The organism is Mycobacterium sp., assembly GCF_036490025.1.
Taxonomy (GTDB): domain Bacteria; phylum Actinomycetota; class Actinomycetes; order Mycobacteriales; family Mycobacteriaceae; genus Mycobacterium.
Genome location: NZ_DASXEP010000178.1, coordinates 21,461 through 29,168, shown reverse-complemented (window position 1 = coordinate 29,168; position 7,708 = coordinate 21,461). Strand labels below are relative to the sequence as shown.

General features: G+C 64.5%; 3 protein-coding genes and 3 pseudogenes. 1 reads left to right on the top strand and 5 read right to left on the bottom strand.

Features of this window, described 5'->3' with window-relative positions:
• Positions 1-140 precede the first annotated feature (140 nt).
• A pseudogene (locus VGG53_RS21015) lies at positions 141-1,229 on the bottom strand (13E12 repeat family protein); the annotation flags it as partial.
• A 150-nt stretch (positions 1,230-1,379) separates the two neighbouring features.
• Here VGG53_RS21015 and VGG53_RS21010 point away from each other — a divergent pair.
• Positions 1,380-2,626: pseudogene (locus VGG53_RS21010) on the top strand (integrase catalytic domain-containing protein).
• A 39-nt stretch (positions 2,627-2,665) separates the two neighbouring features.
• Here VGG53_RS21010 and VGG53_RS21005 read toward each other — a convergent pair.
• The 4 genes and pseudogenes from VGG53_RS21005 to VGG53_RS20990 all read right to left on the bottom strand — a co-directional run bounded on the left by VGG53_RS21005 (position 2,666) and on the right by VGG53_RS20990 (position 7,564).
• The gene (locus VGG53_RS21005; protein ID WP_331520031.1) at positions 2,666-4,117 is read right to left on the bottom strand and encodes an APC family permease; all 1,452 of its coding nucleotides are present in this window, start codon (positions 4,115-4,117) and stop codon (positions 2,666-2,668) included.
• Positions 4,118-4,368: 251 nt separating this feature from the next.
• The gene (locus VGG53_RS21000) at positions 4,369-5,385 is read right to left on the bottom strand and encodes a zinc-binding dehydrogenase (RefSeq protein WP_331520030.1); all 1,017 of its coding nucleotides are present in this window, start codon (positions 5,383-5,385) and stop codon (positions 4,369-4,371) included.
• Positions 5,385-6,578: pseudogene (locus tag VGG53_RS20995) on the bottom strand (LLM class flavin-dependent oxidoreductase). Before VGG53_RS20995 ends, VGG53_RS21000 begins: the two are co-directional and overlap by 1 nt.
• Complete coding sequence (locus VGG53_RS20990; RefSeq protein WP_331520029.1) at positions 6,575-7,564, bottom strand: alpha/beta hydrolase; 990 nt, start codon at positions 7,562-7,564, stop codon at positions 6,575-6,577. The pseudogene VGG53_RS20995 and the gene VGG53_RS20990 overlap by 4 nt, the downstream one beginning before the upstream one ends.
• Positions 7,565-7,708: the final 144 nt, after the last annotated feature.

Sequence of the window (7,708 nt, the reverse complement as noted above, 5' to 3'; positions counted from 1 at the left end):
ATGAGGTCACAGCCGTCGCGTCGGTGACGTCGCACGCCACTCCCAGCGACGGCCGACAGATCCACACAAGGACAACCAGTCGGCGTCAATCGAGGTCAGAGTCAGACCGCCACCGGGAGTGACGCACTCCCATACTCTCTATCGATGTCGCAATGGGTCGCCTGGCGGCCGCAGCCTGGAAATCGGCATGTCAAATCTCGGCACCGGATCGCACGTTCGAGCGCAGCGGAAGGCTGATAATGCAGCGCTGCCGCGGCGCTGGTTTGCGGATCGGCGAGCCGCAGCGATGCAGCCCGGGCCAACTCGCGCACCTGCTCGGCGTCGATGACTCCGTAGCCCTCCAGATAACCGGGCAGGTCACTTTGGCCGTTGACGGTCTGCTCGCTGGCCACGACTGTGACGACGACCTGCGCCCCGGTCGAATCGGCATCCGGCGCGGCGGCGTCGACTCTGCGGCGGCATTCCGGTTGTCCGCACACACACGCCAAACGGCGGCCCTCCGTCAACGCGGCGAGGGCGTCGGCACGGCGCTGATCAAATGTCCGCGGATCGGCCGGGCACACCTGCTTGGCCAGCTGCGAGAGCCGCCGGTCGAACGCCGTCGCTGCCGCAGCGGCGACAGTTCCGTACACCTCGGCCATCCCGTTGTCCTGAGCGGTAATCCCGATGTAGCGGTCCTCGTCCGCACTGATGCGGCGCTCACGGGCAGCGTCGGGATCGGCTACCCGCACCGCAGCGTCTACCGCATTGACGATGCGCTGCTTTGACCAGCCGTGCCACGAGGCGAGGCGGGCAGCCAATGAGTCGTCCAGCTTCGCCATCAGCTGGTCGTCGCTCACCAAATCGGTACGGGTGATGATCAGGCGCACTGTGCGCCAGTCGGTTCGGCCCTCGGCCAGTAGCGCCGCCACCTTGGGTAGGCGAACATCCAGCGCCTCAGTGTGGGAGACCAGGTAGCTTGCTGCCATCGGGGACAAATTCATGGCCGCGGCCACCTCGGCGGTGGTCTGCTCGAAGCCGTCGATCGTTGCGTATTCGTGCTCACGTTCGGCCTTTTCGGCTGCCGCAACGCGGTGTCGCAGGAGCCACGCCACGGCCGCCAGCCGTCGTGCCACCAACATCGCCTCGAGCCGATACGACGACTCCACCGCGGCCACCAGGGCGGCCGGTCGCAGGTCGGCTAACTTCGCCGGTTCGCTGACACCCGCGGCAGTCAGCGGATCCGTCATCGTATCGAACATGTATTCGAAGCTAGCAGGCGCCACCCGCGTTGAATCGCCTTTTATGCGCGCGAAGCGGCTATACGTTGCCTCACTCGAAATGCGCGCACGCGGCGTGCCTGCCTGAGGGATCGGCGATGGTCTCGGTAGGCCCAAATGATGGGGTTGACGTTGGCCGAGCGCAGGGCTGTAACCGAGATGACCGCGATCCGTTACGTGGTGGCGGATAGACAAGCCAAGAGCAGGATTCTGGACGAATTGTGCGCCAACACCGGGCCAACACCGGTTGGCACCGTAACCATGCCCGCAAGGCGCTCGGGGTGGCGCTGCAGCCCAGGGTGGTGACGCCGAGGCGAAGTCCGCGGCCACCTGTATACGGGCCGGATGTCATTGCCGCGCTTACGGTGTGCTGGCTAGTACTGGGGATGCCGGCTGGCAAGCGGCTGGCGCCGATGTTGACCGAACTCGTGGCCGTGTTGCGGCAGTTCGGCGAGCTGGTCATCGATGACGACACCGCGGCACTCTTGGTGTCGATGTCGGCGGCGACCATTGATCGTCGCCTGGCAGGTGAACGGGCCAAACGCCAGCTCAAAGGTCGTCGGGCCACCAAGCCTGGGTCGCTGTTGAGAAGTCAGATTCCAGTACGTACCTGGGCCGACTGGGACGACGCTAAGCCCGGCTTCGTTGAGATCGACTTGGTCTCCCATGACGGCGGAAACACCATCGGCCCGTTCGCATTCACCCTCACGGTCACCGATATCGCCACAGGGTGGACCGAGAACTGCTCAGTGCCCAGCAAAGAGGCCAAGTGCGTGCTGCGCGCCTTGGAAAGCATTGCCGACAAGATGCCGTTCCCGATTCTGGGGGTGGACTCTGACAACGGAGCGGAATTCATCAACGTCTATCTGTTCCTCTGGTGCAGGAACCGCAAGATCACCTTGACCCGGGCGCGACCAACCAACAAAAACGACGGCTGTCACGTCGAGCAGAAGAACTGGGCAGTGGTCCGCATCCTGGTCGGCTACCACCGCTACGATACCGCTCCAGAACTGTTGCTAATCAACGAAATCTGGCAGCTGCAGTCCCAGTTGACCAACTACTTCTACCCGCAGCAGAAACTAGTCTGCAAGGTCCGCGACGGCGCCAAGGTGACCAAGAAGTACGACACCGCGACCACCCCATTCCGCCGCGCGATCGATCACCCAATCATGACCGATGACCGCATCGCGTCCATGTCCCGAACCCACGCTTTGATCAACCCCGCCGCCACCCAGCGTCAGATCCAGGCGCTGACCGCACAGCTCCTCAAAATGACCATGAGCAAGTCCGAACCCGCCACCAGAGCCCGCGTCCCCAAGCGCGCACAATCACATGAGGCAACGAACCCACCTTCGCGCGCATCTTGACGTGAGGCAACAGGACCGACACAAGTTCCCTCGAGACGCTCAACCGGTCTCGGCGACGGGCTCGCTGACCGCATCGCCATTGAGGGCGCTGTGCCGGCGGCCCCACATGAGGTAGAAAGTCAGCGCCACCGCGACCCATCCGCTGAACGCAATCCAGGTGTACCAGTGCAGGCTGAACAGAATGTAGGCACAGGCTGCGATCGACAAGACCGGTGTGACCGGGTAGCCGGGCACTTTGAAACCGCGAGGTAGATCAGGTTCCTGTATCCGCAGCACGACCACTCCGGCTGACACCACGATGAACGCCGTCAGGGTGCCGATCGACACGATTTCCGCCAACCGGCCCAATGGCACCAGCGCGGCGAGCACGGCCACCGCGAACGCGACGATCATGGTATTGCGCACGGGCGTCATGGTGCGCGGATTGACCTTCGCGAACGTCGCCGGCAGTAGTCCGTCGCGACCCATCGTGAACAGGATGCGGGTCTGGCCGTACAACGTCACCAGCGTGACCGAGAATATCGAAATCACTGCTCCCGCAGCCACAATGGTGCTGCCGGCGGTATTGCCGGTGATGCGGTCCAGGATCACCGCCAGCACTGCTTCTTCGCCGTTGAAGTCCTGCCAGCGCTGGGCGCCGACGGCGGCAACGGAGACGAGCACGTGAAGGGCAGTGACGATCAGTAGGGCGGCGATGATCGCGCGTGGCATGGTGCGTTGCGGGTCTTTGACCTCGTCGCCGGCAGTCGACACCGCGTCAAGACCGATGTAGGCGAAGAAGATCGTGCCTGAGGCCAAGCTGATACCGGAGACGCCGAACGGCGCCAGGTCTTTGAAGTTTCCTGCGTTGAATGCGGTGAACGCGATCGCCGAGAAGAGCAGCAGCACACCGATTTTTATCACCACCATGACGGCATTGGCCTTGGCGGATTCGCTTGCACCGCGAATCAACAAGACTGCGCACATCGCCACCAGCGCAATCGCGGGCAGATTGACCACGCCGGGCTCGGGATCCCACGGCGCTGCCGAAATAGTCTGTGGCAGAGCAAATCCGAACAGGTTATGGAGGAATTTGTTGAGGTACTGACTCCAGCCGACGGCCACCGCTGCGGTGGATACCCCGTACTCGAGAAGCAGGCACGCCGCGACGCCCATCGCCGCGAATTCGCCCAGCGTGGCGTAAGCGTAGGAATAGGCCGATCCGGAAACCGGTACGGCCGAGGCCAGTTCGGCGTAGCAGATCGCGGCCAGACCCGCCGCGATGCCGGCGATGATGAACGAGATGACGACGCCCGGCCCGGCTTGCGGCACCGACTGCGACAGCACGATGAAGATGCCCGAACCGACGGTCTCGCCGACGCCGAACATCGTCAGCAGGAAGACGCCGAGTGTGCGTTGCAGTTGATCTGAGGCCCCATCGGCGACCGGGGCGCCGCTCACCGGGCGACGCCGCAGCATCTGCCGTGACAGGCTCAGCGCCGGCGTTGGCATGGTGCCTCCTCGGGAGCATCTGTGGTCGCCACGCCGGGACGGTTGACTTCTTTGCCGACAGTCACTCCACGCCTCACTCGATCGTGGTGAGTTAGCCGGCTTCCATCAAGATATACCAGCGACAGGGTGCTCCGCCCGCTAAACCGAGCCGAGGTCTTGCCGCGCGACCGCGACCGCCGAGTTCATCAAGGCCGCAGTGCTATTGGCGGCGGCGGCTAGCAAAGCCCTAATCATGTTGAACCCCAGTAGCTTTAGGGTGTCACCAGTATCTTGCAGTGCCGGTCGGGTTCGGCGAGGTCGTCGAACGCCGCGCCGACATTCTCCAGGCCGACATCACCGGTGATCATCGGGGTGACATCGATGTCGCCCTCGGCGATCGCCCGCAACGAATTGCCAAACTCGTTCGGGTCGTATGCGAGAACGAACTGAACGTTGATCTCCTTGGCGATGGCGAAGAATGGGTGCAGGGTGTCGGCTTGCATGCAGACGCCGACGACCACCAGCCGGGTGCCGTGCCGCGCACGGCGCATCACGTCGTCGATGATTCCGGGCACGCCCACTGCGTCGAACACCACCGTCGGGTGGACCGTGTCGAATGGCGAGCCCTGCGCGGCATCGACGGTCTGGTGCGCGCCCATCGTCGTGGCGATTTCGCGCCGTTTCGGTGAAAAATCTGCTGCCGCAATGGACTCGACGCCACGGGCCCGCAGCGCGGCGATGACGGCGATGCCGATCGGACCGCAGCCGAGCACCAGAGCGGTCTCGCCGGGCTGGACGCCGGACTTGTTCACGGCATGGAGCCCGACCGCCATCGGCTCGGTGAGCGCGGCGTGCTGGGGGCTGAGCCCGTTGGGAATGCGCAGCAGCAGCGGTGCCGAAAGCAGCATCCGCTCGGCGTAGCCGCCGACCGTTGCGTTGCTGTAGACGATCGGTTCGACGTTCTGGCCCGATATCAGCACCGGGATCGACGTGACGAAGGTTCCAGTCGGATGGGTTTCGGTATCGGGTCCTGCGTCGAGTATCTCGGCGCTGAATTCGTGGCCCATGAAGACGTCGCGGTCCAGATCGACGTTCATGCCACCACCGGCTCCGCTCGACATCTGACCGCTCAGCGAGAGCACCTCTGCACCGTGGGCCGCGAAATGCAAGTCGGAACCGCAGATTCCACACGAGCGGACCGCCACCAGAACCTGGCCGGGTCCGGGTACGGGGTCGGGAACGTCGTCGCGGTACATCATCCGGCCGTCCCGCAATACCGATGCGCGCATCAGTTCTGCCCGCCTTCCGCCGCATGTTCGCCGACGTGCTCGGTGATCGCTTGCACGACGGCTTGTCCCGCACGCCCGATCAACTCCTCACGTTTGTCCTTGGCCCACTCATGTGAAGACCGGGCCGCTTCGAGTTGACCCTTGAAGTGCGGAATGACCTTACGGGCCATCAGTTCATAGCAGTGATAGGTCGCCTCAGCCGAAGCCCAGTCGTGGCCGAGCATCAGCAGCGTCCCGAACCCGCCCGACCTGTCCAGCAGGTCTTCGATGTGTGCGATCGCGTCATCGGGGCTGCCGATGCAGCAATTACCTTTGGCCGCATAGTCTTCGACGAACTCGTACGGCGTCTGGGACCCTTCGACGGCGTTGGCCAGCGGAACGAAGCCGGCCGCGCCGAAGTAGTTGGCGAAATCCTGCAGCCCGTAGGTGCAGTCGTCGATCGCCTTTTCACGGGTGTCGGCGATGTGCATGATCGACAGCACCCGCCAGTCGGCGCGGTCGGGATCGTCGCGGCCGACCTTGGCGGCCTGTTCCTCCACGACCTCCCAGGTGTTCTCCAGCGCAGCGTAGCCGCCGGGAACCGACATCGACAGCGAAAGCAGCGAGGTGCCCATCGCTCCGGCAAGCCGCGGGCCGGACGGTGAAATCATTGCCGCCGTTGATATTTCGGGATACGGTCAGGTGTACGGACGGATGTGTAGCTGAGCGTCGCGCAGCGTGAACCAGTCTGAGTGCCGGCTGATCCGCTCGCTCGGTTCGGCCCGGAACAGGGCGAGGATAGCCTCCAGTGATTCCTGCATCATCCGCCGTTGTTCCATGGGGTCGATACCCATCATGTAGGCGTCCGACGGCAGGGCGCCCGGTCCGGCGCCGAACATCACCCGTCCGCGGGTCAGATGATCCAGTAGCACCCAACGGTCGGCCACCATCAGCGGATGGTGGTACGGCAGCGACACCACACCGGTACCCAGCCGGATATGCCTGGTCCGTTCGGCGGCCGCGGCAATGAACACCTCAGGGCAGGCGATCAGCTCGTAGCCGCCGGAGTGATGTTCCCCGAACCACGCTTCGTCGAAGCCGAGCCGGTCGAGTGCGACGACGCGCTCCATGTCGTATTCGAGTGCCGCCGTGGGGGATTGGCCAGTCGGGTGAAAAGGTGTGATGAAGACGCCGAAGTTCAGCGGACGGTTCATGACTGCTGGACACCCGTTTTCAAGTTCGACAAGAAGTCCAGCAGCAATTCGTTGACCCGGGCCGGCCTTTCCTGTTGTAGCCAGTGCCCGGCGCCGTCGATCAGCACCTCGCGGTAGTGGCCCGTCACCACCTCGGCGGCCCGGTCGGGACGCATGAAACTCAGCACCGGGTCGGCGGTGCCGCCGATGAACATGGCCGGCACGTCGATGGTGGCGGCCGGCGGGTCGGCCAGGATTTCCCAGTTGCGATCCAGGTTGCGATACCAGTTCAGCCCGCCGGTGAATCCGGTGCGGGTGAACTCGCTGATGTAGTGATCGACCTCCTGCGGAGTTATCCAGTTCGGCAAGCCGTCGGGCTGAGGTAACCGCTCGATGAAGCCGGCCGGTCCCGGTCGGATCATTCGCAGCGCGGCCGCTGGGTCGTCGGACCGCGTCAGGCCACCCAGCATCCGAGTGATGGTCGTGGCCGGGTCGGCGGCCAGCTCGGCATCGGCCAGCCCGGGCTCCTGGAAATACAGCATGTAGAAGAAGTTGTCGCCGAAGATCGCCCGGAACGCCTGGGTCGGTGGAACCTGTGAGCGCGGTACCGGAGGGACGCTCATGCCCACGACGGCCGCCACTCGGTCGGGGCGCAGTTGCGCCGAGCTCCAGACCACCGGGGCGCCCCAATCGTGGCCGATGAACACGGCCTTTTCGGCGCCGACATCGTCGAGCAGGCCGATCAGGTCGGCGGACAGGTCGGCGATGTTGTAGTCGGCGATGTTGCCCGGGCAGGTGGTGCGGCCGTAGCCGCGCTGATCCGGCGCCAGGACGTGGTAGCCGGCGGCGGCCAGCGCAGGGATTTGGTGCCGCCACGAATAGGCCAGCTCGGGAAAGCCGTGAGCCAAGACCACCACCGGGGCGCCGCGCTCACCTGCTTCGACGGTGTGCAGCTGCACGCCATTGGTCTCGATCGTGCGCTCGGTGCTGGGGAGGCTGTCCGTCACCGTTTCACCAAAGCACACGCCGGCCTCCGCCCGATAGGTGTTCGGCGCCCGATACGCGTTCGGCGGGCGGGTGCGCCGCTCCGATGATCTCGGGGAACCGCGATTCGTTGTTTAGACCGAGGCGATTCATGGCTCGACCGCTGC

Excerpts from the sequence above, each read along its gene's own strand:
- VGG53_RS21005 (WP_331520031.1), bottom strand. The coding sequence starts at position 4,117 with ATGCCAACGCCGGCGCTGAGCCTGTCACGGCAGATGCTGCGGCGTCGC.
- VGG53_RS21000 (WP_331520030.1), bottom strand. The coding sequence starts at position 5,385 with ATGCGCGCATCGGTATTGCGGGACGGCCGGATGATGTACCGCGACGAC.